The following is a 26,340-nucleotide window of genomic DNA, read 5'->3' as shown; positions in this document are numbered from 1 at the left end:
TCTTGCGGCTACAGTGGGGCTTGCAACAACAGAGGAGTCCACCTGTGGCGACACCCAACTACGCCTATGAAAAACGCCAGCGCGAACTGGCCAAGAAGCAGAAGAAGCTTGAAAAGGAGAAGGCCAAGGCCGAAAGAAAACCCGACGACCATGAGGGCGGCGGTATGGCGGGTGAAGACCAGGCATCCCCCGCAGCGGCGCATTCCGGCGAGGAAGGCCGCAGCAGCTGACAGCCTGGCTGCCCTGTGCTCAGGGCAGCAGTTTGCTGAGCTGTGGCCAGACGTTGTCCAGCATGCGCGGCTGGGCCTTGGCCGTGGGGTGGATGCGGTCAGCCTGGAACCACTGGGCCGAGTCGGCCGCATCGCCTATACCGGCCAGCAGGAAGGGCACGAGCGGTACCTTCTGCTCCTGCGCCACCTTGGAGAACAACTGCTCGAACTGGCGCGTATAGCCGCTGCCGTAGTTGGGAGGCACCTGCATGCCCACCAGCAGCACCTTGGCCCCTGCATCACGGGCCGCGCGTACCATGGCGTCCAGATTGCCCTGCGTGCTTTGCAGCGGCAAGCCGCGCAGCGCATCGTTGCCTCCCAATTCGATCACCACCACCGACGGCTTGTGCTGCTTGAGCAGGGCCGGCAGGCGCGAGCGGCCGCCCGAGGTGGTCTCGCCGCTCACGCTGGCGTTGACCAGCGGCACATTTTTCTGGCTCTCCTGCAGGCGCTTTTGCAGCAGCGCCACCCAGCCCGTTCCGCGGGCCAGACCGTACTCGGCACTCAGCGAATCGCCCAGTACCAGCAACGGGCCGGCGTCTGCAGCCCGGGCGGGCATGGCCGTCCAAGTACCCAGCGGACCGAAGGCCAAGCCGGCCGAGATAAAGTGGCGGCGTCGGCGCATTGCGCGCAGCTTGTCTTGCATCGTCTTCCCATCCTCCATGTCACAAAGCACTGCCCAGCCCCTGATCGAAGTCGAGCATGTCTTCAAGTCGGTCAGCGATTCGACCGGAACACTGGATATTCTGAGGGATATCGATCTGCGCTTCGCGGCAAGGGAAACCGTGGCCATCGTCGGTGCCTCGGGCTCGGGCAAGAGCACGCTGCTGTCCATACTCGCAGGCCTGGATACGCCCACGCGCGGCACGGTGCGGCTGCAGGGTCAGGACATGTTTGCGCTGGACGAGGATGCGCGCGCTGCCGTGCGTGCGCAGAAGCTGGGTTTTGTCTTCCAGAGCTTCCAGCTGCTGGGCAATCTGACGGCGCTGGAGAACGTGATGCTGCCGCTGGAGCTGGCCGGCAGCCGCGACGCCCGCCGCCGCGCCACCGAAATGCTGGAGCGCGTGGGGCTGGGCCAGCGCCTGGGCCACTATCCCAAGCTGCTGTCGGGCGGTGAGCAGCAGCGTGTGGCGCTGGCCCGCGCCTTCGTGGTCGAGCCCGCCGTGCTGCTGGCCGACGAGCCCACGGGCAGCCTGGACTTTGCGACCGGCGAAACCATCATGGAGCTGATGTTCGCGCTCAACCGTGAGCGCGGCACCACGTTGGTCATGGTCACGCATGACCGAGCCATCGCCGCGCGCTGCGAGCGGCGCGTGACCATCGAGGCCGGCCGCGTCGCCAGCATCGAAGAGGGGCAGGCGCTGGCGGCTTGACCTCAGGCGGCGACAGCTTCGCGCCGCCCGGCCGCCTCGCAGGCCGCGGCCGTGAAGATCACGTCCGTGGAGGAGTTGAGTGCGGTTTCGGCCGAGTCCTGGATCACGCCGATCACAAAGCCCACGCCCACCACCTGCATGGCCAGATCGTTGGAGATGCCGAACAGGCTGCAGGCCAGCGGAATCAGCAGCAGCGAGCCACCGGCCACGCCCGAGGCGCCGCAGGCGCACACCGCGGACACCACGCACAGCAAGATGGCGGTCAGCAGATCGACCTGGATGCCCAGGGTATGGGCCGCAGCCAGGGAGAGCACGCTGATGGTGACGGCGGCGCCGGCCATGTTGATGGTGGCGCCCAGCGGGATGGAGACGCTGTAGGTGTCCTCATCCAGGCCCAGGCGCTTGGCCAGCGCCAGGTTCACCGGGATGTTGGCGGCCGAGCTGCGCGTGAAGAAGGCCGTGACCGCGCTCTCGCGCAGGCAGGTCAGCACCAGGGGATAGGGATTGCGGCGCGTCTGCGTCCAGACGATGAACGGATTGACCACCAGGGCCACGAAGAGCATGCAGCCCAGCAGCACGGCCAGCAGGTGGGCATAGTCCAGCAGCTTTTCCAGGCCCGACTGGGCAAAGGTGCCCGCCACCAGGCCGAAGATGCCCAGCGGCGCCAGGCGGATCACGCCCTGGATCACGCGGGTGATGGCCTGGCCCAGGTCATGCATCACGGCGCGCGTGGTCTCAGAGGCGTGGCGCAGGGCCAGGCCCATGGCCACTGCCCAGGCAAGGATGCCGATGTAGTTGGCATTCATCAGCGCGCGTACCGGGTTGTCGAAGGCGCTTTGCACCAGGGCCATCAGCACTTCACCAATGCGCCCAGGCGCGCCCTGGGCGGAGGCGGCGTCCTTGAACTGGATGGTGGACGGGAAGGCCATGCTGGCCACCACGGCCACCACGGCCGCGGCAAAGGTGCCCAGCACATACAGCCACAGGATGGGCCGTATCTGCGTGGCGTGGCCGGGCCGGTGGTTGCTGGTGGCCGAGACCACCAGCAGCAGCACCAGGACAGGGGCAACGGCCTTGAGGGCGGAGATGAACAGCGTCCCCAGCAGGGATACGGACTGGGCGGCCTCGGGCCAGAGCCAGGCCAACAGGCCGCCGGCGACCAGACTGATGGCGATCTGGCCCACCAGGCTGGTGCGGGCAAGCCAGGCAAGAAAGGCTTTGAGCATGATGGTTGAGAAAGAAATGGAAAAACAGGGCGATGAAAAATGCAAAGCGGCATGCCCGTGGCTTCGGTGCATGCCGCAATGAGAGGGGCCCGCTGGAAAGCGGCCAACCCGCGCAGTGTAGCGGCTACGTAAAAACCACAGGAGCCGTTGCGTGCAGACGGGCTTCGTCCGGCGGGTGCCGGGGCTGCGCCCAATTGGCGGGATAATCGCGCCCCATGTCGTCCCCCAAAGTTCTCTTCGGCTTCCACGCCGTCGGCGTGCGCATGAAGACCGCGCCCCAATCCATCATCGAGGTCTACTACGAGGCCACGCGCCGTGATGCGCGCATGCGCCAGTTCCTCGACCGCGCCAAGTCGGCCGGCGTCCGGCTGATCGAGGCCGACGGTGAACGCCTGGCCAAGCTCGCCGGCAGCCACGGCCACCAGGGCGTGGCCGCGCGCGTGGAGGCGGTGGCACAGGTGCATTCGCTGGATGAACTGCTGGAGCAGCTGGAGGCCGATGGCGTCAGCAACCCGCTGCTGCTGGTGCTGGACGGCGTGACCGATCCGCACAACCTCGGCGCCTGCCTGCGCGTGGCCGATGGCGCAGGCGCCCATGCGGTGATTGCCCCCAAGGACCATGCGGTGGGCGTGAACGCCACCGTGGCCAAGGTGGCCAGCGGCGCGGCCGAGACCGTGCCCTATTTCATGGTCACCAATCTGGCGCGCACGCTCAACGAGCTCAAGGAGCGCGACATCTGGATCATCGGCACAAGCGACGATGCGCCCAAGACCCTGTACGAGGTGGACCTCAAGGGCCCCACGGCCCTGGTGCTGGGCGCAGAAGGCGACGGCATGCGCCAGCTCACGCGCAAGACCTGCGACGAGCTGATCGGCATTCCCATGATGGGTGCCGTCTCCAGCCTCAATGTGTCCGTGGCCAGCGGCGTGTGCCTGTACGAGGCGCTGCGCCAGCGCGGCCTGGGCACCACGCCTGCCGTATCCGCCGCCCCGGCCGACCAGATCTAGGCTGGCGCGCCGTCGGCGCCCAGCTCCACCACGCTCTCGAAGCCGCCCCAGAACATGCGCTTGGCGTCGAAGGGCATGGTGGCCGGGTCCATGGAGGCAATGCGCGGGTCCTTCATGACGGCGGCATTGATGCGGTCGCGCTCCGCGCGCGAGGCATAGACGATCCATGAAAAGAACACGATCTCGCCTTCCTTGAGCTGCACGGCCTGGGGAAACGAGGTCAGCTTGCCCATGGGCACGTCGTCGCCCGCGCATTCCCAGTACTGCAGCGCGCCGTATTCCATCCAGACCTTGCCTGCGGCCTCGGCCACCTCGCGGTAGGCCTGCAGGTTGGCCCGGGGAACGGGCAGTACGAATCCGTCGATGTAGTGCATGGTGCTCTCCTGGTGAAAACCGGCGTCAGAGCCGGGCTGCGAGTTCCGCCAACTGGTCTGCGCACTGGCCCCAGCCGCTGTGAAAGCCCATGGCCTCGTGCTGGGCGCGGTCGGCGGCATTCCAATGGCGCACCCGGGCGGTATAGCGGGTCTGGCTGCCTTCGGGGTCGAAGGTGACGATGCCCGTCATGAAGGGCTTGTCGGCTGGCACCCAGCCTTGGGTGAAGGCGTCGGTGAAGACCAGGCGCCGGTTGGGAATGACTTCCAGGTAGACACCGCTGCCGGGCATCTCCTGGCCTTCGGGGCTGCGCATGACGATGAGGCTGTGGCCGCCGGGCCGCACGTCGTTGTCCACCCGGGCCACGCTCCAGGGGCTGGGTGCAAACCATTGCTGGATCAGCGCCGGCTCGGTCCAGCAGCGGTAGAGCCTGTCGGCGGGGATGTCGAACAGGCGCGTGAGCACCAGGTCGTTGGCGTGTTCGGGAAGGTCTTGTGCTGTCATGGTGCTCCTCATTGCATGGAGTGCAGGCCGATGCGGTTGCCCTCGGTGTCCACCACGACGGCGCAGTGGCCGTGGGGGCCGATGGAGAATTTGGCCTGCTCGATGCGCCCGCCTGCGGCCTCGACGCGGCCCTGTTCTATGGCGCAGTCCTCGCAGCCGAAATAGACCAGCGTGCCGCCGCCCCCGGAAGGTGCGCCGTCCATCCGCACCAGCATTCCGCTCGCGCCGGGGCCTGTCATGTCCATCGGAAAGGACAGCATCTCCTGGCTGTCGGAGCCATCGGGCGCGGGCAGGTGCTCCAGCTTGCCCTGGAAGACGGTTTCATAGAACCGGCGCGCACGCGCCATGTCCTGCACATGGATCTCGAACCAGACGACGGGATTGGCGTTCATGAGGACTCCTTCTTGGGTGACAGAGGCAATGTGTCGGCCGGCCTTGTTCAGGCCTCGCCCTTGACGTTGACCATCCAGGGTGTGTTGAAGCGGTCCGTCACCATGCCAAAGCCCGGCGACCAGAACGTGGCCTGGAAGGGCATGGTCACCTTGCCGCCTTCGGCCAGCGCGTTGAAGATGCGGCCGCCTTCGGTGGCGTCGTCCACGCCGATCGAGATCCACATGCCCTGGGCCTGCTGGTAGCCGCCGCCACCGCAGTTGTCGGTGGCATCAGAGGCCATCAGCGCCTGGTCCTTAATCTGCAGGTGGGCATGCATGATCAGGCGCTTGTCGGCCTCGGGCATCTGCTCCATGCCCGGCGTCTCGCCAAAGGTGCTCTGGTGCACGATGGTGCCGCCGAACAGCCTGGCGTAGAAGGCGAAGGCCTCGGCGCAGTTGCCGTTGAAGTTCAGATAGGGGATGAATTGCATGGAACGCTCCTGGGAGGGACGGTGGCGAGGGGAGTGGAGGAACGGGAGGGCGGGACGACGGGAGGAGGGGACCAGGAGGCTTCAGCCGCCGTCATGCGCGCGCTCAAGAGCGGCGATGTCCAGCTTTTGCATGCCCAGCAGGGCCTGCATCACGCGCTGGGCGGCGGCCATGTCGGGGCCTCCCATCCAGCTCGCCATCTGGGACGGAACGATTTGCCATGACAGGCCATGGCGGTCCTTGAGCCAGCCGCATTGACGCGCCGCCGGGTCGCCGCCCTCGGACAGGGCGCCCCAGTAGTGGTCTATCTCGTCCTGTGTATCGCAACTGACCATCAGCGAGACGGCCTCGTTGAAGCGGAACATAGGGCCGCCGTTGAGCGCCAGAAAGGGCTGGCCTTCCAGCTCGAATTGCACCGTCATCACGCTGCCCGCCGGCCTGCCGTGGATGTCGTGGCCTGCTTCGCCGTAGCGCGCAATGGCCGTGATGCGGGAATCGGGAAAGACTTCGGTATAGAAGCGCGCCGCCTGCTCGCCCTGGTTGTCGAACCAGAGGCAGGGCTGTATGCGGCCGGTGTGCAAAGCCATGCTTGTCTCCTTGGTGACGGTGATAACCGTTTTATGCCGTTCGATGCCGGCTTTTTATCGATTTCTGCCCGGCGTGTGTACGCCGTTCACATATGCTAGGGACTAAAATGGACGCTGTCCACATCATGCGCTGTCAGCTTCGGTGTCAAGCTGTAAATCGGCGGGGCAGGGCTGTCTTCCCTCTCGGGTGATGTGGCCACGCGGAAAAAAGGAAGCAAAACAGTGACGCAGCGACGTGTCAGGCGTGAGTCATATCACCATGGCGACCTGCGCCAGGCCCTGGTCGAGGCTGGCCTGGCGCTGGCGCGTGAAGGCGGTCCCCAGGCAATCGTGCTGCGCGAGGCCACGCGCCGCGCGGGCGTGGCGCCCAATGCAGCCTATCGTCACTTTGCCAACCGCCAGGCGCTGTTTGATGCCGTGCGCGCCGCGGCCCTGGGCGCATTGGCCGCAGCCATCGAGGCCGAAATGGCCCAGGCGCGCACCCTGCCCGATGTGCTGCAGCGCTCACGCGCGCTGCTGGCTGCCGTGGGGCGCGGCTATCTGGGCTTTGCCCAGACGGAGACCGGCTGGTTTCGCACGGCCTTTGCTTCGGTCGAGTACGACGTGGACCTGCCGCCGGACACCACGCGTGCAGCGGCCATGGGACTGAACCCGTTCGAGCTGCTGGGCTATGCGCTGGACAGCATGGCCGAGGCCGGCGTGCTGCCTGCCGAGCGCCGGCCCCAGGCCGAGTTCCTGGCCTGGTCCGCGGTGCACGGCATGGCCTTGCTGGTGATAGACGGGCCGCTGCGCCACGCCACCGCCGAGCAGCGGCGCGCGCTGGCGCTGCGCCTGCTGGAGATGGTGGAAAAAGGCATTTGATGCGTGGCGGGGCGACACTGCCTCACAATGGCCTGCCTTTTTTCCATCGCCGCCCCGATGCCCGACGAACATTCCCTTTCCTCGCCTTCCCCCGCTGAGCCTGAACTGGCCGGCCAGGGCGAGCTGCGCGACCGCATCGCGCGTGCAGCCCATATCGCGGTGCTCACGGGCGCAGGCGTCAGCGCCGAATCCGGCGTACCCACCTTTCGCGACGACAAGAACAGCTACTGGGCACAGTTCAACCCGCAGGACATGGCCAGCGAGGCAGGCTTTCGCGCGCATCCGCAGCGCGTCTGGCAGTGGTATGCGCACCGGCGCGAAGCCGTGGCTGCGGTGCAGCCCAACGCCGGCCACCATGCGCTGGCGCAATGGGCCTTGCGCCACCCGGGCCGCATGACGCTGGTCACGCAGAACGTCGATGGCCTGCACCAGCGCGCAGGCAGCCCCGGCGTGCTGTGCCTGCATGGTGAGCTGATGCGGGACCGCTGGCTGGAAAGGCCGCGCGCATGCTGCGATCTGGCCCAGGTGAAGCCGGGCGAGCCGCCGCAGTGCGCCGTCTGCGGCAACCTGGTGCGCCCGGGCGTGGTCTGGTTCGGCGAGTCCCTGCCCATGGGCGTGTGGCAGGCCGCCGAGGCGGCGGTGCAGCACTGCGATGTGCTGCTGGTGGTGGGCACATCGGGCGCCGTGTACCCGGCTGCAGGGCTGGCGCGAATCGCACGCAGGGCGGGCGCGCATGTGGCCGTGATCAATCCCGCACCGTCCGAGCTGGATGACGCGGCCCACCAATGCCTGCGCGGCCCGTCGGCACAGGTGCTGCCGCTGCTGCTGGGCGACTGAAGGCGGAGGGGCAGGCCGCCCGACGCGGCCCAGGGGGAGGGAAGGGGCTTGCGCCATGGCGGCTCCTTTTGACGCACAACCGGGGCAGTCCCCTCCCTCTCGCGCATCCGCTCAGATCCAGCCCAGCGCTCCCAGCGCCGCGCCGGCGCCCAGCAGCCACAGCAGGTGAATGCGCGTGCGCCAGACCAGCAGGGCGCAGACCAGGGTCAGCAGCCACAGGCGCCAATCCTGGGCGGGGCGGCCGCTGCCCGTGCCCAGCAGCCAGCCCGTGGCCAGCAGCAGGCCGATGACCAGAGGGCCCATGCCCTGCTTGAAGGCCCGCACGCCGCGCCGGTTCCTGTTGCGCTGGCCCCAGCGCGATGCCTGCCAGGCCAGCAGCGAACTGGGCAAGAGGATGCCCACCATGCAGATGGTCACGCCCAGTGCTCCAAAGGCCCAGGCCAGCAGGCCCGTGCCTCCGCCTGCGTTCAGGCCCAGGTTCCATCCCAGCAGGGCGATGAACAGCACATTGGGCCCGGGCGCCGCCTGGGCAATGGCGATGGAGGAGCTGAACTGCGCCTCGCTGAGCCAGCCATGGCCATCGACCAGAAAACGGTGCATGTCGGGCGCCGTGGCAATGGCCCCGCCCACGGCCATCAGCGACAGCGTCAGGAAATACAGCAGCAACTGCAACCAGTCGGCGGGCTGCAGGCTCAGTGCAATCTGGTGGGCAGCATTCATGGCGTGAGCTTTCTCCAGGTCAGCACGCAGCCCGCGCCGCCGACCACCAGCAGCACCCAGGCCAGCGGAATGCGCATCACCGCCATGGCAATGAACGAGGCCAGCGCCAGGCCCGCGCTGCACCAGCGCCCCAGCGGGTGGCGGCTCAGCGTGCTGGCCAGCTTCAGGCCCATGCCCGCCACCAGGCCGGCTGCGACGGCGCCCATGCCGCGCAGCGCGCCGGCCACGGCGGGGTGGTCGGCCAGCTGGGAATAGATCACGGTCAGCGTCAGCACCAGCAGCATGGGAAAGCACAGCATGCCGCACACGGCCACCACGGCACCGCGCCAGCCGAAGTAGCGCTCGCCAATGGTGATGGACAGGTTGACCACATTGGGGCCGGGCATGATCTGGGCCACGGCCCAGTCCTCCACAAACTCTTCATTGGTCAGCCAGCGCTTTTTCTCGACCAGCTCGCGCTGTACCACGGCCAGCACACCGCCAAAGCCCTGCAGGGCCAGCCAGGTGAAGGACCAGAACAGATCGCGCAGATTGACGGGGGCGGGACGCCGGGCCGGCACATCGGCGGGGTCGTGTGGCGGGAGGGCCTGGGGCGGCGATGCGGGCATGTTCTGGCTTGTGTCTGAGCCGCCCGGGCAGGGCCCCGGGAGGGCATCGCTGTTGTCGTGGGGGAACCGCGCGGGCCGGTCCTGTCTTCGTGCGTGCCGCCGGGGCGGCACGTACGGAATGTTAATCCTGCGCAGCGGCCTTGTCGGCAGCGGCCCCATCGGCAAAGGCGATGGGGGCATTGCAAGCGCAGATGGCTTGCTGCCGGCATGCGCCCAGGCCTGCCCGCCGGCATGTCTGAACAGGAGTAGATTCTCTCCACCCACACAACCCGAGGATCTCCGACATGGACATGGATTGGAGCAAGGCGCTGCAGGAAAGCCTGGTCTGGCTGGCGGCGGCCTCAGTGATCACCGTCGTGGCTTTCGCGGCCGTGGCGCTGCTGGTGGTTCGATTCACCCGCTGGGGTCGGCAGTTCTGGCAGCTGGCCGGCCCGTTCCTGCACCCCAGAAACAGCTGGTGGCCGCTGCTGGTGTTCACGCTGCTGCTGGTGCTGGCCCTGGTCTCGGTGCGCATGAACGTGCTGTTTTCCTACTGGTACAACGGCTTCTACAGCGCGCTGCAGGAACTGGACCAGAAGGGCTTTTGGCGCTTCCTGGGTATCTTTGCGGTGCTGGCCACGGTCCACATCCTGCGCGAGCTGTTCAATTTCTATGTGAACCAGGCGTTTCGCATCCGCTGGCGGGTCTGGCTCAACGAGCGCGTGACCACCGACTGGATGCGCGGCGATGCCTACTATCGCAGCCACTTCCTGGACGAGCCGGTGGACAACCCCGACCAGCGCATCGAGCTGGATGTGAACACCTTTGTCTCGAACTCGCTGACCCTGGCGCTGGGTGCCGTCAGCGCGGTGGTCTCGCTGGTGGCGTTCACGGGCATTCTCTGGGGGCTGTCCGCGCCCATCGCGGTGGCGGGCGTGGAGGTTCCGCGGGCCATGGTGTTCGCGGTCTACCTCTATGTGATCGTCGCCACGCTGATCGCCTTTCGCCTGGGCCAGCCGCTGATCCGGCTGAACTTCCTGAACGAGAGGCTGACCGCCAACTTCCGCTACGCCCTGGTGCGCGTGCGCGAATATGCGGAGAACATCGCCTTCTACCAGGGCGCGGCCATCGAGCGCAACACGCTTTTGACGCGCTTTTCGGCGTTGATCGCCAATGTCTGGGCGCTGGTCTACCGCAGCCTGAAGTTCGACGGCTTCAACCTCACCGTCAACCAGGTGGCCGTGGTCTTTCCCTTTCTGCTGCAGGCGCCGCGCTTTTTCAGCGGTGCCATCAAGCTCGGTGATGTGATGCAGACCTCGCAGGCCTTTGGGCAGGTGCAGGATGCGCTGTCATTTTTCCGCACCTCCTACGACACTTTCGCCCAGTACCGCGCTGCGCTTGATCGCCTGTGCGGCTTTCTGGATGCCAATGCCCAGACCCGCGAACTGCCCCAGGTCGTCCACAGAGAGCAGCCCGGCGCCCTGGACATCGAGGACCTGCAGGTCAGCCGCCCGGACGGCCACCACCTGCTCAGCGGCCTGCAACTCAAGCTCATTCCCGGCCAGGCGCTGCTGATCAAGGGGCCTTCGGGCAGCGGCAAGACCACCTTGCTGCGGTCCATTGCCGGCCTGTGGCCGCATGCCCAGGGCACGGTGGGCCGCCCGGGCGGCCACCAGGCGCTGTTCCTGTCGCAGCGCCCGTATCTGCCGCTGGGGGACCTGCGTACGGCCATTGCCTATCCGATGGATGCTTCACCGCAGGACGACGAGCACCTTCAACAGGCGCTGCGCCAGGTCAGCCTGGCCCATCTGGCCGACAAGCTGGATGTCAACCAGGATTGGTCCCGCATCCTGTCGATTGGCGAGCAGCAGCGCCTGGCCTTTGCGCGCGTGCTGTTCAACCGGCCCGCCATCGTCTTTCTCGATGAATCCACCTCGGCCATGGACGAGGGCCTGGAGCATGCGCTGTACACGCTGCTGCGCGAGCAGATGCGCTCGACCATGCTGGTGAGCGTGGGCCACCGCAGCACGCTGGCGGGTTTCCATACCCACGCGCTGGCGGTCGATGGCAATGGCGGGTGGACGCTGTCGGAAGTAAGCGCACCGCAGAGCGCGCCCCAGGCTTGATCCGCGTGCGGCCCAGGGCCGCGCGCGATCAATCGTCCATGGGCAAAGAATCGCAGTTGCCCAGGTCGGAGGGCGGCTGCTGTGGCAGCTGGCGCGCCGCATCGCGCAGGGCGGTGCGCAGGCCCTCTTCCAGCACGGGGTGGTAGAAGGGCGCACGCAGCAACTCATGCACGGTCAGTTGCTGCTGCACGGCCAGGGCCAGCAGATGGGCCAGATGCTCGCCGGCCGGCGCGCACATTTCCGCGCCCAGCAGCCGGCCGCTGGCCGTGTCCGCATAGACGTGAAGCAGGCCCGCGTTGTGCTGCGCAGCGCGCGCACGCCCCTGGTGCGCGAAATCCACGCGGCCCACCACGAAGTCCTGCCCCAGCAGCGCCTTCATGGGCTGGCCCACGACGGCCGCGTTGGGCGAGCTGAAGACGATGGACAGCGGCGCGCGCCGCTCGAAGCAGGCCACGTTCTCTGCCATGGCGTTGGTGCCGGCGATATGGCCTTCGTCCACGGCCTCATGCAGCAAGGGGCGGTCGCCATTGGCATCGCCCGCGAGGAACAGCGGCAGCTCGCCGACCTGCAGTGTCTCGCGGCTTACGGGCGGCTGGCCGTGTTCGTCCAGCTCAAGTCCCAGCGTCTCAAGGCCCAGGCCTTCGAGCTGCGGGCGCCGGCCCATGGCGGCCACCACATGGTCCACGACGATGCGGGTGTCGCCTGCACGCACGACGATGCTGCTGTCCGGGCCCTTGCTCAACTGCACTTCATGGTCGGTGATCACCGTCATCTCTTTCTCAAGCAGATGCCGCAATGCGTCGGTGACATTCGGGTCGGACAGGCCGGCAAGCTTCGGGCCGCGTCCCAGTGCGGTGACCTCCAGTCCCAGCCGTGCCAGCGCCTGTGCAATCTCCACGCCCAGCGGGCCCAGGCCGACGACGGCCACGCGCGGGCCCAGCGTCTTGCGTTCGAACAAGGTGTCGGTGGTCAGGATGCGCTTGCCAAAGCGCTTCCATTCCTCCGGCACCACGGGGCTGGAGCCTGGAGCGAGGATGAGCTTGCGCGCAGCCAGCACCTTGCCATTGACCTCGATCCGATTGGCCGCCAGCAGCCTGGCACGCCCGTCGATGGCCCGCCAGCCCAGGCCCTCCGTGGCCTTGATCGTGCTTGCCACGAACTCGTCGCGCAGCTTGCGCACGCGGCGCAAAACGGCGGGCAGGTCCAGCTGCAGCCCGCTCGCGCCGCGTATGCCGAAGGCATCGAAGTGATGGCGTGCATGGAAGGCGTTGGCCGCCTCGATCAGCAACTTGGACGGCATGCATCCCACCCGCGCACAGGTCGTTCCCCAGGGCCCGTCGTTGACGATGGCGAAATGCTCCGTGTGCTTACGCACCTCGCGCAGCGCCGACAGTCCGGCCGAGCCGGCACCGACGATGATCACGTCGAGGGCGGTGGTGGGTGGGTTTTTCATGCTGTCTGATTCCTTTGACTGTGGCACCAGGTCCCGTGGAGGTCTCCGCTGCCGGTGGATGTGCCGAAAGGTGTGCCGACTGAAGTGCCGACAGATGGTCGAGATGACTGCATCGCCTGCCATGGGACATGCGTGCCAGTCTGCATGCTGGCGCTCGCGGCAGTCGTAGGCGAAGGGCCGAAACCGCTGCTGGACATTCAGGCCCGGCCCGTGCCGCGCAGGGGCTAGCCGGATGCCCAGTGTTGCCATGCCGCGTCCGTGCGGCTGCCTGATGCGCCGAAATCAGCTTCCCGCGCAAAGCGCCTGAGGGATGTCTCGGTAACCCTCAAATGGCTGACACGGCACAAGCGGCTTTGTGCCGTCTGCAGCCAGCGGCGCAGGGACCAATGAAGCTGCGCCATCACCCCGCCGTGCACCTGTGCGCTGTGCAGGCGCAGGCGGCCATCGAGGATGAAGGCCTTCACCGACCGTGCGGACAGCTGCAGGTCCTCGCAGACCTGCCGCAGCCCGACGCCCTCGCGGACCCGGATGCTCAGGCCGCGCCTGTGCATCTGGCAGCGAACGGAGCGCTCGCTGCGGTTCAGCCGGCGGCAGATCACCTGCACGGGCAGGACGCCGGCCCAGCGTTCGAGTGCAAGCAGTTCTGCGGGACTCCAGCGGCGGCGAATTGCGCCATTCGGCCATGCGCTGTCGGATCTCAGGCAGTGTGTGATTGCCATGGAAAGCCCCCATTCATATGGCGCTGCGCTGTGGCATGGCCTGAATCCCGGATGCCGATGAGACAATTATTGATGGGGGATTCTTTTGCAAGCTTTTGATTTTGTTGATTGTTTTTTTTGTTTTGATTGCTGCTCGGATGGACGGCTCCATACCGCGATGCCTATCGTGGAGCCGGGATGCGGATCACGGAAATAGCGTCTGCACCGGCGCGCATATGCCAAGGCCCATGCGGATTTCCTGTTCGGCGCCCGATTTCCATGAACGACTTCTTTGCTTTTTCAGGAGAACCCTTCATGCGCCTTCAGCCAAAGCATTTGAATTTTTCCGTTGCGTGCCTAGCGTTGCTGGCACTGCCGGCCGCGCAGGCCCTGCCCATGCAGGACGTGGGCACATCGGCAGGTCCGCAATGCGTGGGCCTGGACATCAACAACAGCGGCCATGTCGTGGGCGCCTGTGCAGAGAGCGACGGCTCGTCCGCAGGCTTCGTGTCGCTGGCGCCGGGCAGTGCGGCAGACCTTGCACGCCTGTCGCCGGGGCGCAACTGCAACGCGGCGGCCATCACCAACAGCGGCCAGGTGGTGGGCAGCTGCCTGGACGGCAATTCGGTGTCCGTGGGGGTGTTCTGGAATGCGGCCACGCCGGCCACGGTGCAGACACTGCAGCCGCTGACGCTCGATGTGCGCAGCATGCCCACGGCATTCAACCAGGGCGGCTATGTGGCAGGCGTCAGCCTGAGCGGCAGCAACACGGCCCGCCCTGTCATGTGGCGCAACAATGAAACCACGGCACGCGCGCTGCCGGCGGGCCTGCTGGGCCTGAACAGCACCAACTGCGTGCCGTCCGATGTGGACAATTTCGTGGTGGGCGGCAACATGCCGGGCATCGTGGGCAACTGTCCCGACAACAGCGGGCATCCGCGTCCTGTCTATTGGTCTGCCGCAGTCCTGGGCGGCTATATGGCCACGGCCCTGAACCTGCCTCTCAATGCCGTCTTCTGCCGCGCAAAGACCGTCGTCAATACCCGCATCATGGGCTACTGCGATTTTGGTGCCCAAGGTGGACGCACCGTCGTCTGGCTCAACTCGTCCTCCAGTCCGCAGGTGCTGTCCATATCGTCCCCGCCCGCGCGAAACAGCGGCGTCGATCTCAACATCCTCGGCGAGGTGATTGGGCACTACCAGTTGGCAGACGGGCGCAGCATGCCCTATTACTGGAACAGCCAGACCGGTGTCATCCGCGATATTCCTCCGCTGCCTGGCGGCATGAATGCACGTGTGGTGGATATCGGTGACAACGGAACGGTGGCGGGTCGCAGCGAGCTTGGCGATGGAAGTTACCACGCTATCACTTGGACGCCGACGGGCGGCACGGTGGACCAGGGAACCCTCGCAGGCGGCGAGAACAGTGCGGCCTCGGCACTGAGCCAGGATGGCTGCTATATGACAGGCAAAAGCGAAGTCACGCAGCTTGCGACGCACGCTTTCATACAGAACCTGTGTGCGCCATGAAAGCCTGAAATCATTTCAAATCCAAAAAAGGTGATTTTATGAAAAAGCGATATGCAGGATTTACAGCGGCAGTGTCAGTTGCCATTGCGGCTTTTTGGTCATGTGGAGTCCAAGCAAATAGTATAGGGATGTGGTCATTGGAAAATCCAATTTACTCTTTTGGTGGATATTCTTCATTGGTTGGAATGGGTAAAGATGTCCAGCAAAAACTGATCGATGATCATTTTCTGTTTTGAGCACAACTGCCTTCGTTTCAAGCCGATTTCGCATATCCCTGGTGGCCGACCCAAGACTGCCGCTGAAGCGCTACCTGTGGTCCTTGTCGGCCCTTGCAGAGGCCTCAGCCTGGCCGGGCAGGGCAGAGGCCTTGCCTATGCGACGGCTGGAGGGCCATCGCACATCAAATCGACCATCAGGCCTCGCAGGATTGCCAGCGTCGGCGCCTCGCTGCGCTGACGCAGCGTGACCAGCCCGAAGCGGGCGGTGCTGCGCATGGGCGGGTCCATGGGCAATTCGGCCAGGTCCGGGGCGACGGCGCGCACGGCCAGCAGCACGGTGTCGCTGTTGCGCGCAACGTCCACAAGGCTGGGCAACTCCTCGCACTGCAGTGTGACGAACCGCGCCGGGTGGGCCGTGGCGCCATAGGTCTCCACCAGCAGCCAGGCCACCTGGTCGCTCAATGGTGTGGAGGCGACGGGGTAGCGCTGCACATCCTCGAAGCGCAGATCCCGCTGCAGGCGGGCCAGTGGATGGTCGGTGCGGCACATGAAGGCGGCGCGCATTTCGTGCACGACGTCCAGCGCAAGGTCGGGTGCGGGCCGCAGCGCGCGCAGGTCCACGACCAGGGCGTCGAGCAGGCGCTCGCGTAGCGAGTGCACCAGCAGATCGGTGCTGCCGCGCGCCACCTCGGTTCGCACGCCGGGATGGTGCACGGTCATGTGCTGCAGGAACGGCGTCATCAATATTGCGCCGGGGCCCGATCCCAGGCCCACACGCACGGTGCCGGCCGCACCCTCGCGCAATTGGCGCCCCCTGTCACGCAGCTCGTCGGCTTCAGCCACCAGGGCGCGTGCCCGTCCCAGCATCTCGCGGCCGAAGGCTGTGAGTTCGCTGTGGCGGCCGATGCGGTCGAACAAGGGTATGCCCAGCTCCTGCTCCAGCGCGCGCACGCTGCGGCTGAGGGCCGGCTGTGTCAGATGCATGGCCTCGGCCGAGCGGCTGAAGGAGCCGGTCTGCGCCACCGATATGAGATGCCTGAGCTGCACCAGCGTCATGATTTTTCGCGCCCTGAAGTCTGCATGAAACTCATGCTAATGCAGCCAACAATGCATTGGACGTTCGATGACCCGGCTCCTAGGATGCCGCGTATCCGGCCGACCGAGCCGGAGCCATCCACCAAGGAGACATGATGAGATTTTTGTTCCAGCGCGTTTGGCTGACGGGCGCCGGCCTGTTGCTGAGCGCGGGCCTGGCCTGTGCGCAGAGCCCGTCCTCCAGGCCCGTGAGCCTGATGGTTCCCTATCCGGCCGGCGGCCCTTCGGATGCCATTGCCCGCATCTTCAGCTTGCCGCTGTCCAAGGCACTGGGCCAGCAGGTCATCGTGGAGAACCTGGGCGGCGTGAGCGGCGCCATGGCCGCGCAGAAAGTGCTGGCCGCTCCGCCTGACGGGCACTACGTCTTCCAGGGCTCGCCCAACGAGGTGATCCTGTCGCCGCTGGCCAATGCCGCCGTGCGGCTCAAGGCCGAGGATTTCCGCCTGGTCCATCCCGTGGCCGAGGCCGTGATGGTCTTCGTCGCTCGCAAGGACCTGGAGGCCGGCAACGTGGATGAGCTGATCGCGCTGGCCCGCAAAAGCGCCAGCCGGCCGCTGTCGTACGGCAGTGTCGGCATTGGCTCGCTCTACCACCTGATCCTGGAGAAGGTGCAGCAGGACGCCGGCATACAACTCATGCATGCGCCCTACAAGGGCAATGCGCCGCTGCTGCAGGACATAGGCAGCGGGCAGGTCGATTTCGCTGTGCTCGTCTACAGCGCTGCCATGGGCGCGCTGGCCGAGCAGGGCCGGCTCAAGATCCTGGGCCAGCTGGGGGAGCAGCGATCGGAGCTGCTCAAGAATGTGCCCACGGTGCGTGAGGGCCGGGAGCTGAAAAACTTCGCCTACAAGACTTGGACCAGCTTCCTGGTGCGCAAGGACACGCCGCAGGAGGTGGTGCAAAGGCTGCACCAGGCGATAGGCGCCATGCTCAAGGACCCGGGCGTGCGCGAGCAACTGGCCCTGCAGACCCAACTGGCCGCGGCGCCCATGTCGCTGGCCGAAGCGGCGCAGTTCTATGAGGCCGAGACGGCCCGCTACCGCAGCATTGCCCGCTCCATCCGCCTGCAACCCCAGTGAGACGCCGCACATGAACACCCTTCTGGACACTTTGCGCGGCTCGGCCGCAGCCTTCGTCGAGCTGCGCCGCGACATCCACAGGCACCCCGAGCTCGGCTTCGAGGAACACCGCACCAGCGCCCTTGTCGCGCAGCAACTGGAGCAATGGGGCTACGAGGTGGAACGCGGCCTGGGCGGCACGGGCGTGGTGGGGCGGCTGGTGCGCGGCAGCGGCAGCCGGCGTCTGGGTCTGCGCGCCGACATGGACGCGCTGCCCATCGCCGAGGCCAATGAATTCGCCCATGCCAGCACGCATGCCGGCGTCATGCATGCCTGCGGCCATGACGGCCATACCGCCATGCTGCTGGCAGCGGCCCGGCATCTGGCCGAGCACGGCGGCTTCGACGGAACGCTCACGCTGATCTTTCAGCCTGCGGAGGAGGGCGGCGGCGGGGCCTTGCGCATGATGGAAGACGGCCTCTTCGAGCGACATCCCTGCGACGCCATCTTTGCCATGCACAACATGCCGGGCCTGCCCCAGGGAAGGCTGGCCTTGCGCGAGGGCGCAGCCATGGCGTCCTCCGACTACGCCACGCTCACGCTCACCGGGGTGGGCGGGCATGGTGCCATGCCGCACCGCGCGGCCGACCCCATCGTTGCGGCCGCCAGCATCGTCATGGCCTTGCAGACCATCGTCTCGCGCAACATCGATCCGCTGCAGATGGCGGTGGTGACCGTGGGCGCCATCCATGCGGGCAAGGCCAACAACGTGATCGCCCACAGCGCGGTGCTGGAGTTGAGCGTGCGTGCGCTGGATGCCGATGTGCGCAGGCTGCTGGAGCAGCGCATTCGCGATCTGGTGAGTGCGCAGGCCGAGAGCTTCGGCGTGCAGGCGCAACTCGACTGGCGACCCGGCTATGCCGTGCTGGTCAACACGCCCAAGGAGACGGACTTCGCGCGCCAGATCGCGCTGGAGCTGCTGGGCCCGGAACATGTCACGCTGCAGGCGCCACCCTTGCCTGGCAGCGAGGACTTTGCCTTCATGCTGCAACGCGTGCCCGGCAGCTACCTGCTGATCGGCAATGGCCATGCAAGCGAGCAGGGCGCCTGCATGGTGCACAACCCGGGCTATGACTTCAACGACGACAACATCGCCGTGGGAGCCGCCTATTGGGTGCTGCTGGCGCAGCGGTTTCTGGTGGCCGGTTGAACTGCTTGAGCCCGGCGCATCTCATTCGCCGGGGTGGACTTCCAGCCAGCCCACGCGTCCTTGACCGCTCTCGTTGAGGCGGCTCACAAAGCCTTCAGCCTGCGACTGCGGCAGGCGCAGATCGAACTGCACCAGCGATCCATGCTCGACCTGGAGCAATTCGGCGCCTGCCGCCTCGATCTCGCGCCGCACCAGGCCTTCGAGCGCATAAGGGACACTGCAGCGCAGCAATTGCATGCGCTGCAGCGTCACCTTTTCGGCGGTCAGCAAGGCCTGGGCCACGGCATCGGTGTAGGCACGGACCAGGCCGCCGGCGCCCAGCTTGACGCCGCCGAAGTAGCGCACCACGGTGGCCAGCACGCCTTCCAGGTCCTGGTGGCGCAGCACGTCCAGCATGGGGCGGCCTGCCGTGCCGCTGGGCTCGCCGTCATCGACGGCTGCCGACTGGCCGCCTGCCAGCAGCGCCCAGCAGACATGGGCGGCGCCGGGGTGCTCGCGCCATAGCGCATCGACCACCGCCTGGGCGCTGGCGCGGTCGGCCATGGGCTGCACGCAGCCGATGAAACGGCTTTTCTTGATGAGGAGTTCGCTGTGCGCAGGCGCGCGGAGTGTCTGTGGCATGGAGGGCGGCAAGCTTACCCGATTGCCCCTGGCTCGGTGTTTGGCGCATGGATTCATTACGCCTTTATTACGAAGCGCTACACATTTGTGAGCATGCGTACCTTGTGTCATTTCAGCTTCAGAGGGTTGCATCCAGGTTTGTCCTACAGAAATCGTGAAAGATTCGCAGTAAGCTTTCTGTCAAGGAGGCGCAACCATGAACACCCCACCTTCCCGCGATCCCGTTCTCACCGAACACACCTTTGGCCGCGATCATTTCAGTCCTCCGCCCATGGCGTTGGAGCAGGCAGGCCAGGACCATGAAGCCGCCGGTGGCGGCCTTCCTCTGGACCTGGACCAGCGCATTCGCAACGTAGGCGAATGGTGATGGCTGCAGCCGTGCAGCCAAGGGCCATCCGGCCAGGCTGAGCGGCTCCAACGACCGCCGACAGGAACGCAGCAGGCAATGGCCTCGCTGCGCTGGATTTATCATTCCAACATCTTCACCCAGGCCGGCTGCGCAATGCACCGGCCTTTTTGCATTCCTGCCACAGCCTGTTCCCGCACCCATGAGCAATGACACCGTCCGCAGCCATTGGCTGCTGGCACCTGCCTGCGCCAGCGATGCCAGCCTGCCTGTGCCGCTGGGCGATGTGACGGCGCTGCTGGAGCAGGTGGGCCGTTCCAGCGGCAGCAGCGACGAGGTGGCCGGGCAGCTGCTGCACCTGCTGGGCCGGCATGTGCCGTTGGCGCAGTGCACGATCTTTTCGTTCCAGGGGCGATCTCGGCCGCGCATCGTGGGGTTCGGGGACCGGGCACGCACAGGCGCACTGCCTTTGATTTCCCAGGATTACAGCGAGCGCTTCTATCCACTGGACGGCGCGCAGCGCGTGATGCAGGCCGAGCTGGCGCGGCAGCAGCGCAATCCCCAGGCGCCAGCGCGCGTCTGGCTCCATCGCCAGAAGCCTTCGGACGTGAGCCATCCCGAGTACCGCCGTGTCTGCTATGACCTGCCCCGCCTGGTGGAGCGGCTTTCGCTGCTGACCCTGCAGACCGGCGCACGCTGGCTGGCGGTGAATCTGTACCGGGGTGAGGAGCACGGCGGCTTTGACCCGCAGTCCATTGCACGCATCGAGGCCTTTGCTCCGCTGGTCATGCAGGCCATGCGCCTGCATTACGCGGGCCAGGCCCTGCAGGACGATCTGGCGGGCCTGGTGCTGGCGCGCCTGGCGCGGCGCTTTGCGCATCTCACGCAACGCGATATGGACGTGGTGCGCTGCGTGGTCGAGGGGCTGGACACCGAGCGGCTGGCGCAGCGCCTGGGCATCACGGTGGCCAGTGCCCGGACCTATCTCAAGCGCGTCTGCGGCAAGCTGGGCGTGCAGGGGCAGCGCGAGCTGTTTGCCTTGCTGATGGAGCCCGAGGCGCTGTCCTGAGCCTGGGGGCTGGAGGGTCCTGTCTGTCCCCATCCGGGGACATTGCCGGAGCGGGGGCTGCCTACACTGCGGCCTCACAAAGACGCAAGACGCAAGACGGAGACATCCATGCACCAGCCCCATGCCCAGCCGCGGCATTCCATCTACTACCGGTACCGGGTGCACCAGCCCTGGCTGCCTTCGCAGCATCCAGGGGTGCAGCGCCATCCTGTCGTCATCGTCGGCACGGGCCCTGTGGGGCTGACCACGGCGCTGGAGCTGGCGCGCCACGGCCAGCGCTGCGTGCTGCTGGAGTCCGAACTGCAGGTGTCCGAAGGCAGCCGCGCCATCGTCTTCACGCGCCGCTCCATGGAGATCCTGCAGCAGGTGGGCGTGGCCGAGCGGGTCATGGCGAACGCCTTGCCCTGGCGCTGTGGCAACTCGTTCTACCGGGGGCAGCGCGTGTTCCGCATGGAGGCGCCGCACAGCGATGACGATCGCTTCCATCCCATGACCAATCTGCAGCAGCAGTACCTGGAGGAATACCTGGTCGATGCGGTGCTGGCCCATCCGCTGATCGAACTGCGCTGGGGCAACCGCGTGGACCGGGTGGAGCAGGTCGGCAGCGACGCCGCCGCAAAGGCGCGGCTGGAAGTGGACACGCCGCAAGGCCCGTATGCGATGGAGGCCGACTGGCTGGTCGCCGCCGATGGCGCCCGCTCCGGCATACGCACGGCCATGGGCCTGGTGATGGAGGGGGCGTCGTACGAGGGCCGCTTCGTGATCGCCGACATCCGCATCGACCTGCCACTGCCCACGGAGCGCCTGGCCTTCTTCGACCCGGTCTGGAACCCCGGCAACACCATCCTCATGCACCGCGAGCCGCATGGCATCTGGCGCGTGGACTACCAACTGCCTGCGGGCGAGGACGCGCAGCAGGCGCTGCAGCCCGAATCGCTCAAGGCGCGCATCGACGCGCAGCTGGAGATGATCGGCTTCGGCGGCACGCCCTGGGAAATGGACTGGAGTTCGGTCTACTCCGCCCGCGCGCTGACCTTGCCGGACTATGTGCACGGCCGCGTGATCTTCGCGGGCGATGCGGCCCACATGCTGCCCATCTTCGGCGTGCGCGGTGCCAACACGGGTTTTCAGGATGCCCAGGCCCTGGCCTGGCGGCTGGCCCTGGTGGCGCGCGGCGTGGCGCCGGTGAGGCTGCTGGACAGCTACAGCGGCGAGCGCGTGGGCGCGGCGCGCGAGATTGTCGAAGAGGCCGGCAAGAGCACGCGCTTCATGGCGCCGCCCTCGCGCGGCTTCCGGCTGCTGCGCGATGCCGTGCTGTCGCTGTCGCTCACCCAGGAATTCGTGCGGCCGCTGTACCACTGGCGCACCTCCCGGCCGCACGAATACGCGCACTCGCCGCTCAACAGCGCGGATGACGACAACCACCTGTTTGAAGCCGGCCCTGGCCATGGCGCACCGCCGCTGAACCTGCGCCTGGGGACCGATGACTATTTGCTGGACCACCTGGGCGGTGGATTCGACCTGCTGTATTTCACCGATGGCACGCCCGTGCCTGCCCAGTGGTGCGAAGTTGCCAGGATGGTGCGCGGCCGTGGCGTGGGCCTGCGCATCGTGGCCATCTCCAGCCAGGCGGCCGCGCAGCCAGTCCAGGGTGCCGATCTGACCCTGGCCGATGCAGATGGCCGCTGCCGTGCACGCCATGGCGTGCCGGCAGGGCACCCGCCCGGCGCCGCCTATCTGCTGCGGCCCGATCAGCATGTCTGCGCGCGCTGGCTGGCGCTGGATGCCCGGCGCCTGCAATCGGCCATCGACAACGCCACCTGCACGCAAGGAGTTCCGGCATGAGCCAAGAACAGACATCACCCCACACCCTCGATATCGCCGGCCTGGAAACTGTCTACGACCAGCTGGCCACAGCCATCGACACGGCGGGCCCGCAGCGGTCCGAGCTGTTCCTGGTCAAGCTGGCGCTGCTGGCGGCCAAACGGCTGGGCAGCGCGTCCGTGTTCTCGGAGCTGGTGCAGGCGGCGCAGCAGGATCTCTAGTGCGTAGTCGCGCTCCAGGGAAAACCGCTATCGCTGTCGGGGTGCCGACGGGCCGTGGCATGGCCGGCACTGGCTAACATCGGCCCGAAAACAAGGGTCCCGCGAGCCATGGATGTACTCAGTGAAGTTCTCGATATTTGCCGCTCGGAGCGCGCCGTCACGGCGCGCTTTGCGCTGACGGCGCCGTGGAGCCTGAAGTCCACGGGCGTCACCGGCGCCATGATCCGCATGGCGCGCGGCGCGCCTTACTGGATCCAGGTGGAGGGCATGCCGGCGCTGCGGGTCGACCCCGGCGATCTGGTCATGCTGCCCATGGGCGCCGCGCATGTGGTGGCGTCCGACATGGACGTTGCCAGCGAGCTGTTCTCGCGCATGATCGCCCGCCACGCCGAAGGACCGCGGGACGAGAATCCCCTGGTCTTCAGCCATGGCGGCGGCGGCGAGGCCACGGACATGTTTTCGGCCCTGTTGTGGTTTTCCGCCTACTGCCGTCATTCGGTGTTCCGCATCCTGCCGCCGCTGATCCACATCCGGGCAAGCGACCTGCCGCTGGCCGGCTGCCTGGCCACCACCATGGAGTCGCTCACGCTGGAGACGCTGGCGCGGCGCCCGGGCTGGCGCCTGTCGGCCGCGCGCATGGGCGAGCTGCTGCTGGTCAACATCCTGCGCGAGCACTTGGCGCGCGAGGCCGCCGTGGGTGAAGGCTGGCTGCGGGGCCTGGGCGATCCCTGTGTTGCGCGTGCCCTGGTGTGCATGCACCGCGAACCGCAGCGGGCCTGGAGCGTGGAGACGCTGGCCATCGAGGCCGGCATGTCGCGCACCCGCTTCAGCATGCGCTTCAAGCAGCTGGTGGGCGCCACCCCCATCGGCTACCTGACGGCGCACCGCATGGCGCTGGCGGCCCAGCAGATGGAAGCCGGCGGGCTGTCATCGGCCCGCATCGCCGAGAACGCGGGCTACGACTCGCCGAAGGTGTTTGCACGGGCATTTCGCCGCTGGTCCGGGCACACGCCCAAGGCCTGGCTGGCGCAGGAGGCCGCAAAGAGGTCGGGCTGGCAGCAGCAGGAAGGCCGTATCAGGGGGCTGGAGCAAGACCCTTGACCAGCAGGGTTGAGTGCCGAAACGTACACTGGCCGGTTCCTTCCGCACAGGCTCCCAGAAGCCGAACCGCCCATCATGAACGCCCCCGTTGACGTTTCCTTCTTCCATCGCGCCGCCAAGCCGCTGACCAGCTATCGTCCTTACTGGGCCAAGCGCTTTGGCACGGCCCCGTTCCTGCCGATGAGCCGGGCCGAGATGGAACAGCTTGGCTGGGACAGCTGCGACGTGATCCTGGTGACGGGCGACGCCTATGTGGATCACCCCAGCTTCGGCATGTCGGTGATCGGCCGGGTGCTGGAGGCACAGGGCTTTCGCGTGGGCATCATTGCCCAGCCTGACTGGCAAAGCGCCGAGGCCTTCAAGGCCCTGGGCCGGCCCAACCTGTTCTGGGGCGTGACGGCGGGCAACATGGATTCCATGATCAACCGCTACACGGCCGATCGCAAGATCCGCTCCGACGATGCCTATACGCCGGGCGACGTGGGCGGCAAGCGCCCTGACCGCGCGGCCATCGTCTACAGCCAGCGCTGCCGCGAGGCCTACAAGGACGTGCCCATCGTGCTGGGCGGCATCGAGGGCAGCCTGCGCCGCATCGCCCACTACGACTACTGGAGCGACAAGGTGCGCCGCTCCATCGTCGTGGACAGCAAGTGCGACATCCTGCTGTACGGCAACGCCGAACGCGCCCTGGTCGAGGTGGCCCACCGCCTGGCTGCGCGTGAGCCCGTGGAAAGCATTACCGATGTGCGCGGCACGGCCTTCTTCCGCCGCGAGTCGGAAGCGGGCTGGTTCGAGCTGGATTCCTCCGTGGTGGACGAGCCCGGCGTGGTCGAGCCCCACATCAACCCCTACATGACCACCAGCGAGCAGGCCGAGGCCCAGGGCCAGACCTGCTCCAAGGAAGAGGGTGATGCCGACGCTAAGCCGGACGGCGCCTCGGTCGCCGCCGTTCAGACCATCCAGTTCGTGCCCAACCCGTCGCTGCGCGGCAAGGGCAAGCAGCCGCCGCGCGACAAGACCGTGCTGCGCCTGCCCAGCTACGAGCAGGTCAAGGCCGATCCCATCCTCTACGCCCACGCCAACCGCGTGCTGCACCTGGAGACCAATCCCGGCAACGCCCGCGCCCTGGTCCAGGCCCACGGCGAAGGCGTGACCGCGCGCGATGTGTGGCTGAACCCGCCCCCCATCCCGCTGACCACGGCCGAGATGGACTGGGTCTTTGGCCTGCCGTATGCGCGAAGCCCCCATCCCAGCTATGCCGACGCCAACGGCAGCCATGAGGGCGAGACCAAGATCCCGGCCTGGGAGATGATCCGCACCTCGGTCAACATCATGCGTGGCTGCTTCGGCGGCTGCACCTTCTGCTCCATCACCGAGCATGAAGGCCGCATCATCCAGAGCCGCTCCGAGGAGTCCATCATCCAGGAGGTCGAGGACATCCGCGACAAGGTCAAGGGCTTCACCGGCACCATCTCCGACCTGGGCGGCCCCACGGCCAACATGTACCGCCTGGGCTGCAAGAGCCCCGAGATCGAGGCCGCCTGCCGCAAGCCCAGCTGCGTGTTCCCCGGCATCTGCCAGAACCTGCACACCGACCATGCCCCGCTGGTCAAGATCTACCGCCGCGCGCGCAATCTGCCGGGCATCAAGAAGATCCTGATCGGCTCGGGCCTGCGCTACGACCTGGCCGTGAAGTCGCCCGAGTACGTCAAGGAACTGGTGCAGCACCATGTGGGCGGCTACCTGAAGATCGCGCCCGAGCACACCGAATCCGGGCCGCTGACCAAGATGATGAAGCCGGGCATAGGCAGCTATGACCGCTTCAAGCAGATGTTCGAGCAGTTCAGCGAGGAAGCGGGCAAGAAGCAGTACCTGATTCCCTACTTCATCGCCGCTCACCCGGGCACCAGCGACGAGGACATGATGAACCTCGCCATCTGGCTGAAGAAGAACGGATTTCGCGCCGACCAGGTGCAGACCTTCTACCCCAGCCCCATGGCCACGGCCACGGCCATGTACCACTCGGGTCGCAACACCCTCACCAAGGTGCGTCGCCAGATGCGCGACGTGAACGAGGAGTCGGTGGACATCGTGCGCGGTGAAAAGCGCCGTCGCCTGCACAAGGCCTTCCTGCGCTACCACGACCCCAACAACTGGCCGCTGCTGCGCGAGGCCTTGAAGGCCATGGGCCGTGCCGACCTCATCGGCAACGGCAAGCAGCACCTGATCCCCACCTTCCAGCCCCTGGTCGATGGCGGCTACCAGAGCGCGCGCCGCAAGAACAGCACCCAGGGAACGGGCGTGGCCGCGCGTGCCGTGGTCTCCCAGCAGGGCAAGGCCTATGCCCTCAACAAGGCCGGTGGCAAGAGTGCGGGGCCGGGCAAGGCGCAGGCACAGGCCCGCGACCCCGGAGGCGACGTGCGCTTGCGCTCCAGCCAGCCCAAGCCCGGCCGCATGCTGACCCAGCACACGGGCCTGCCACCGCGCCCTGGCGTGGGCGGCTCCGCAGGCGCTGGCGGGGCCGGCCGCAAGGCCGCGCCGGGCGGACGCAAGCCGCGCTGACGCGC

Annotated in this window: 29 protein-coding genes; 16 read left to right on the top strand and 13 right to left on the bottom strand. The window is 66.8% G+C overall.

Annotation, left to right across the window (positions count from 1 at the left end):
- The first annotated feature begins 44 nt into the window (after positions 1-44).
- Entirely contained in the window at positions 45-230 is a 186-nt protein-coding gene (locus tag ACF8O7_RS23155) for a hypothetical protein (protein WP_016447155.1), read from the top strand.
- A 19-nt stretch (positions 231-249) separates the two neighbouring features.
- Here the strand turns inward: ACF8O7_RS23155 and ACF8O7_RS23150 are convergent, their stop codons facing one another.
- Positions 250-915: an arylesterase gene (locus ACF8O7_RS23150; RefSeq protein WP_392444386.1), complete on the bottom strand. Its 666-nt coding sequence runs from the start codon at positions 913-915 to the stop codon at positions 250-252.
- A 16-nt stretch (positions 916-931) separates the two neighbouring features.
- Here ACF8O7_RS23150 and ACF8O7_RS23145 point away from each other — a divergent pair, with 16 nt between their 5' ends.
- Positions 932-1,642: an ABC transporter ATP-binding protein gene (locus ACF8O7_RS23145; RefSeq protein WP_017403911.1), complete on the top strand. Its 711-nt coding sequence runs from the start codon at positions 932-934 to the stop codon at positions 1,640-1,642.
- Between the two features lie 2 nt (positions 1,643-1,644).
- Here ACF8O7_RS23145 and sstT read toward each other — a convergent pair whose 3' ends face one another.
- Positions 1,645-2,868, bottom strand: a complete 1,224-nt coding sequence (sstT, locus tag ACF8O7_RS23140; protein WP_126311438.1) for a serine/threonine transporter SstT — start codon at positions 2,866-2,868, stop codon at positions 1,645-1,647.
- A gap of 215 nt (positions 2,869-3,083) precedes the next feature.
- Here sstT and rlmB point away from each other — a divergent pair, with 215 nt between their 5' ends.
- Positions 3,084-3,875 carry a 23S rRNA (guanosine(2251)-2'-O)-methyltransferase RlmB gene (gene rlmB / locus ACF8O7_RS23135; protein WP_016447151.1) on the top strand — a complete coding sequence of 264 codons (792 nt, stop codon included), beginning with the start codon at positions 3,084-3,086 and terminating at the stop codon, positions 3,873-3,875.
- Here the strand turns inward: rlmB and ACF8O7_RS23130 are convergent.
- The 5 genes from ACF8O7_RS23130 to ACF8O7_RS23110 all read right to left on the bottom strand — a co-directional run bounded on the left by ACF8O7_RS23130 (position 3,872) and on the right by ACF8O7_RS23110 (position 6,198).
- On the bottom strand, positions 3,872-4,249 hold the full coding sequence (locus ACF8O7_RS23130) for a DUF1428 domain-containing protein (RefSeq protein ID WP_016447150.1): 378 nt from the start codon (positions 4,247-4,249) through the stop codon (positions 3,872-3,874). The two genes, rlmB and ACF8O7_RS23130, sit on opposite strands and share 4 nt — an antisense overlap.
- Positions 4,250-4,274: 25 nt before the next feature.
- Positions 4,275-4,751: an SRPBCC family protein gene (locus ACF8O7_RS23125; protein ID WP_017403914.1), complete on the bottom strand. Its 477-nt coding sequence runs from the start codon at positions 4,749-4,751 to the stop codon at positions 4,275-4,277.
- A gap of 8 nt (positions 4,752-4,759) precedes the next feature.
- Positions 4,760-5,143: a VOC family protein gene (locus ACF8O7_RS23120; RefSeq protein ID WP_046988004.1), complete on the bottom strand. Its 384-nt coding sequence runs from the start codon at positions 5,141-5,143 to the stop codon at positions 4,760-4,762.
- 47 nt (positions 5,144-5,190) lie between these two features.
- Positions 5,191-5,613 (bottom strand): VOC family protein, encoded by a 423-nt coding sequence (locus tag ACF8O7_RS23115; protein ID WP_034365141.1) that lies wholly within the window; start codon positions 5,611-5,613, stop codon positions 5,191-5,193.
- 81 nt (positions 5,614-5,694) lie between these two features.
- Positions 5,695-6,198, bottom strand: coding sequence for a VOC family protein (locus ACF8O7_RS23110; RefSeq protein ID WP_016447147.1), 504 nt, complete (start codon positions 6,196-6,198; stop codon positions 5,695-5,697).
- 222 nt (positions 6,199-6,420) lie between these two features.
- Here ACF8O7_RS23110 and ACF8O7_RS23105 point away from each other — a divergent pair, with 222 nt between their 5' ends.
- Both ACF8O7_RS23105 and ACF8O7_RS23100 read left to right on the top strand, forming a co-directional pair.
- Positions 6,421-7,059, top strand: coding sequence for a TetR/AcrR family transcriptional regulator (locus tag ACF8O7_RS23105; RefSeq protein WP_016447146.1), 639 nt, complete (start codon positions 6,421-6,423; stop codon positions 7,057-7,059).
- Positions 7,060-7,116: 57 nt separating this feature from the next.
- Positions 7,117-7,896: an NAD-dependent deacylase gene (locus tag ACF8O7_RS23100; RefSeq protein ID WP_026062008.1), complete on the top strand. Its 780-nt coding sequence runs from the start codon at positions 7,117-7,119 to the stop codon at positions 7,894-7,896.
- A 111-nt stretch (positions 7,897-8,007) separates the two neighbouring features.
- Here ACF8O7_RS23100 and ACF8O7_RS23095 read toward each other — a convergent pair whose 3' ends face one another.
- Positions 8,008-8,616, bottom strand: a complete 609-nt coding sequence (locus ACF8O7_RS23095) for a chromate transporter (RefSeq protein ID WP_017403920.1) — start codon at positions 8,614-8,616, stop codon at positions 8,008-8,010.
- Complete coding sequence (locus ACF8O7_RS23090; RefSeq protein ID WP_126311437.1) at positions 8,613-9,224, bottom strand: chromate transporter; 612 nt, start codon at positions 9,222-9,224, stop codon at positions 8,613-8,615. Before ACF8O7_RS23090 ends, ACF8O7_RS23095 begins: the two co-directional genes overlap by 4 nt.
- Before the next feature lie 284 nt (positions 9,225-9,508).
- Here ACF8O7_RS23090 and ACF8O7_RS23085 point away from each other — a divergent pair, with 284 nt between their 5' ends.
- Entirely contained in the window at positions 9,509-11,329 is a 1,821-nt protein-coding gene (locus ACF8O7_RS23085; RefSeq protein WP_126311436.1) for an ABC transporter ATP-binding protein/permease, read from the top strand.
- A 28-nt stretch (positions 11,330-11,357) separates the two neighbouring features.
- Here ACF8O7_RS23085 and ACF8O7_RS23080 read toward each other — a convergent pair whose 3' ends face one another.
- Together ACF8O7_RS23080 and ACF8O7_RS23075 are read right to left on the bottom strand one after the other, a co-directional pair.
- Positions 11,358-12,782 (bottom strand): dihydrolipoyl dehydrogenase, encoded by a 1,425-nt coding sequence (locus ACF8O7_RS23080; protein WP_126311435.1) that lies wholly within the window; start codon positions 12,780-12,782, stop codon positions 11,358-11,360.
- A gap of 224 nt (positions 12,783-13,006) precedes the next feature.
- The gene (locus ACF8O7_RS23075; protein WP_126311434.1) at positions 13,007-13,501 is read right to left on the bottom strand and encodes a hypothetical protein; all 495 of its coding nucleotides are present in this window, start codon (positions 13,499-13,501) and stop codon (positions 13,007-13,009) included.
- Positions 13,502-13,795: 294 nt separating this feature from the next.
- Between ACF8O7_RS23075 and ACF8O7_RS23070 the strand changes: the two genes are divergently transcribed.
- On the top strand, positions 13,796-15,010 hold the full coding sequence (locus ACF8O7_RS23070) for an HAF repeat-containing protein (protein ID WP_280047666.1): 1,215 nt from the start codon (positions 13,796-13,798) through the stop codon (positions 15,008-15,010).
- A 38-nt stretch (positions 15,011-15,048) separates the two neighbouring features.
- Positions 15,049-15,246 carry a hypothetical protein gene (locus tag ACF8O7_RS23065; protein ID WP_392444383.1) on the top strand — a complete coding sequence of 66 codons (198 nt, stop codon included), beginning with the start codon at positions 15,049-15,051 and terminating at the stop codon, positions 15,244-15,246.
- Between the two features lie 135 nt (positions 15,247-15,381).
- Here the strand turns inward: ACF8O7_RS23065 and ACF8O7_RS23060 are convergent, their stop codons facing one another.
- A complete protein-coding gene (locus tag ACF8O7_RS23060) occupies positions 15,382-16,284 on the bottom strand; it encodes a LysR family transcriptional regulator (RefSeq protein ID WP_209802579.1) in 903 nt (300 codons plus the stop codon).
- Positions 16,285-16,418: 134 nt separating this feature from the next.
- Between ACF8O7_RS23060 and ACF8O7_RS23055 the strand changes: the two genes are divergently transcribed.
- Positions 16,419-17,402 (top strand): tripartite tricarboxylate transporter substrate binding protein, encoded by a 984-nt coding sequence (locus ACF8O7_RS23055; RefSeq protein ID WP_392444381.1) that lies wholly within the window; start codon positions 16,419-16,421, stop codon positions 17,400-17,402.
- A gap of 10 nt (positions 17,403-17,412) precedes the next feature.
- Complete coding sequence (locus ACF8O7_RS23050) at positions 17,413-18,591, top strand: M20 aminoacylase family protein (RefSeq protein ID WP_126311430.1); 1,179 nt, start codon at positions 17,413-17,415, stop codon at positions 18,589-18,591.
- Positions 18,592-18,612: 21 nt separating this feature from the next.
- Here the strand turns inward: ACF8O7_RS23050 and ACF8O7_RS23045 are convergent, their stop codons facing one another.
- Entirely contained in the window at positions 18,613-19,212 is a 600-nt protein-coding gene (locus tag ACF8O7_RS23045) for a YigZ family protein (RefSeq protein ID WP_126311429.1), read from the bottom strand.
- A 196-nt stretch (positions 19,213-19,408) separates the two neighbouring features.
- On the opposite strand from ACF8O7_RS23045, the gene ACF8O7_RS23040 reads away from it, so the two are divergent.
- The 6 genes from ACF8O7_RS23040 (at position 19,409) to ACF8O7_RS23015 (ending at position 26,335) form a co-directional block, all read left to right on the top strand.
- Positions 19,409-19,579: a hypothetical protein gene (locus tag ACF8O7_RS23040; protein WP_016447134.1), complete on the top strand. Its 171-nt coding sequence runs from the start codon at positions 19,409-19,411 to the stop codon at positions 19,577-19,579.
- 181 nt (positions 19,580-19,760) lie between these two features.
- Complete coding sequence (locus ACF8O7_RS23035; RefSeq protein WP_016451682.1) at positions 19,761-20,627, top strand: helix-turn-helix transcriptional regulator; 867 nt, start codon at positions 19,761-19,763, stop codon at positions 20,625-20,627.
- A 108-nt stretch (positions 20,628-20,735) separates the two neighbouring features.
- Positions 20,736-22,472: an FAD-dependent monooxygenase gene (locus ACF8O7_RS23030; protein ID WP_126311428.1), complete on the top strand. Its 1,737-nt coding sequence runs from the start codon at positions 20,736-20,738 to the stop codon at positions 22,470-22,472.
- Complete coding sequence (locus ACF8O7_RS23025) at positions 22,469-22,672, top strand: DUF2783 domain-containing protein (protein ID WP_126311427.1); 204 nt, start codon at positions 22,469-22,471, stop codon at positions 22,670-22,672. Before ACF8O7_RS23030 ends, ACF8O7_RS23025 begins: the two co-directional genes overlap by 4 nt.
- Before the next feature lie 108 nt (positions 22,673-22,780).
- Positions 22,781-23,773: an AraC family transcriptional regulator gene (locus ACF8O7_RS23020; RefSeq protein ID WP_126311426.1), complete on the top strand. Its 993-nt coding sequence runs from the start codon at positions 22,781-22,783 to the stop codon at positions 23,771-23,773.
- Positions 23,774-23,848: 75 nt separating this feature from the next.
- Positions 23,849-26,335, top strand: coding sequence for a YgiQ family radical SAM protein (locus tag ACF8O7_RS23015; protein WP_126311425.1), 2,487 nt, complete (start codon positions 23,849-23,851; stop codon positions 26,333-26,335).
- Positions 26,336-26,340 lie beyond the last annotated feature (5 nt).

Source organism: Delftia sp. WSY_16 (assembly GCF_043104415.1).
In the GTDB taxonomy this organism is placed as follows: Bacteria; Pseudomonadota; Gammaproteobacteria; order Burkholderiales; family Burkholderiaceae_C; genus Comamonas; species Comamonas tsuruhatensis.
The sequence above is the reverse complement of the archived record's forward strand: the minus strand, read 5'-3'. Positions and strand labels throughout refer to the sequence as shown.

Coding starts and splice junctions, on each gene's coding strand:
- rlmB (WP_016447151.1), top strand. CDS start 3,084: ATGTCGTCCCCCAAAGTTCTCTTCGGCTTCCACGCCGTCGGCGTGCGC.
- ACF8O7_RS23120 (WP_046988004.1), bottom strand. CDS start 5,143: ATGAACGCCAATCCCGTCGTCTGGTTCGAGATCCATGTGCAGGACATG.
- ACF8O7_RS23100 (WP_026062008.1), top strand. CDS start 7,117: ATGCCCGACGAACATTCCCTTTCCTCGCCTTCCCCCGCTGAGCCTGAA.
- ACF8O7_RS23045 (WP_126311429.1), bottom strand. CDS start 19,212: ATGCCACAGACACTCCGCGCGCCTGCGCACAGCGAACTCCTCATCAAG.
- ACF8O7_RS23060 (WP_209802579.1), bottom strand. CDS start 16,284: ATGACGCTGGTGCAGCTCAGGCATCTCATATCGGTGGCGCAGACCGGC.
- ACF8O7_RS23040 (WP_016447134.1), top strand. CDS start 19,409: ATGAACACCCCACCTTCCCGCGATCCCGTTCTCACCGAACACACCTTT.
- ACF8O7_RS23095 (WP_017403920.1), bottom strand. CDS start 8,616: ATGAATGCTGCCCACCAGATTGCACTGAGCCTGCAGCCCGCCGACTGG.
- ACF8O7_RS23075 (WP_126311434.1), bottom strand. CDS start 13,501: ATGGCAATCACACACTGCCTGAGATCCGACAGCGCATGGCCGAATGGC.
- ACF8O7_RS23080 (WP_126311435.1), bottom strand. CDS start 12,782: ATGAAAAACCCACCCACCACCGCCCTCGACGTGATCATCGTCGGTGCC.
- ACF8O7_RS23115 (WP_034365141.1), bottom strand. CDS start 5,613: ATGCAATTCATCCCCTATCTGAACTTCAACGGCAACTGCGCCGAGGCC.
- ACF8O7_RS23020 (WP_126311426.1), top strand. CDS start 22,781: ATGGATGTACTCAGTGAAGTTCTCGATATTTGCCGCTCGGAGCGCGCC.
- ACF8O7_RS23055 (WP_392444381.1), top strand. CDS start 16,419: ATGAGATTTTTGTTCCAGCGCGTTTGGCTGACGGGCGCCGGCCTGTTG.
- ACF8O7_RS23015 (WP_126311425.1), top strand. CDS start 23,849: ATGAACGCCCCCGTTGACGTTTCCTTCTTCCATCGCGCCGCCAAGCCG.
- sstT (WP_126311438.1), bottom strand. CDS start 2,868: ATGCTCAAAGCCTTTCTTGCCTGGCTTGCCCGCACCAGCCTGGTGGGC.
- ACF8O7_RS23145 (WP_017403911.1), top strand. CDS start 932: ATGTCACAAAGCACTGCCCAGCCCCTGATCGAAGTCGAGCATGTCTTC.
- ACF8O7_RS23070 (WP_280047666.1), top strand. CDS start 13,796: ATGCGCCTTCAGCCAAAGCATTTGAATTTTTCCGTTGCGTGCCTAGCG.
- ACF8O7_RS23035 (WP_016451682.1), top strand. CDS start 19,761: ATGAGCAATGACACCGTCCGCAGCCATTGGCTGCTGGCACCTGCCTGC.
- ACF8O7_RS23125 (WP_017403914.1), bottom strand. CDS start 4,751: ATGACAGCACAAGACCTTCCCGAACACGCCAACGACCTGGTGCTCACG.
- ACF8O7_RS23025 (WP_126311427.1), top strand. CDS start 22,469: ATGAGCCAAGAACAGACATCACCCCACACCCTCGATATCGCCGGCCTG.
- ACF8O7_RS23065 (WP_392444383.1), top strand. CDS start 15,049: ATGAAAAAGCGATATGCAGGATTTACAGCGGCAGTGTCAGTTGCCATT.
- ACF8O7_RS23085 (WP_126311436.1), top strand. CDS start 9,509: ATGGACATGGATTGGAGCAAGGCGCTGCAGGAAAGCCTGGTCTGGCTG.
- ACF8O7_RS23150 (WP_392444386.1), bottom strand. CDS start 915: ATGCAAGACAAGCTGCGCGCAATGCGCCGACGCCGCCACTTTATCTCG.
- ACF8O7_RS23090 (WP_126311437.1), bottom strand. CDS start 9,224: ATGCCCGCATCGCCGCCCCAGGCCCTCCCGCCACACGACCCCGCCGAT.
- ACF8O7_RS23030 (WP_126311428.1), top strand. CDS start 20,736: ATGCACCAGCCCCATGCCCAGCCGCGGCATTCCATCTACTACCGGTAC.
- ACF8O7_RS23130 (WP_016447150.1), bottom strand. CDS start 4,249: ATGCACTACATCGACGGATTCGTACTGCCCGTTCCCCGGGCCAACCTG.
- ACF8O7_RS23050 (WP_126311430.1), top strand. CDS start 17,413: ATGAACACCCTTCTGGACACTTTGCGCGGCTCGGCCGCAGCCTTCGTC.
- ACF8O7_RS23110 (WP_016447147.1), bottom strand. CDS start 6,198: ATGGCTTTGCACACCGGCCGCATACAGCCCTGCCTCTGGTTCGACAAC.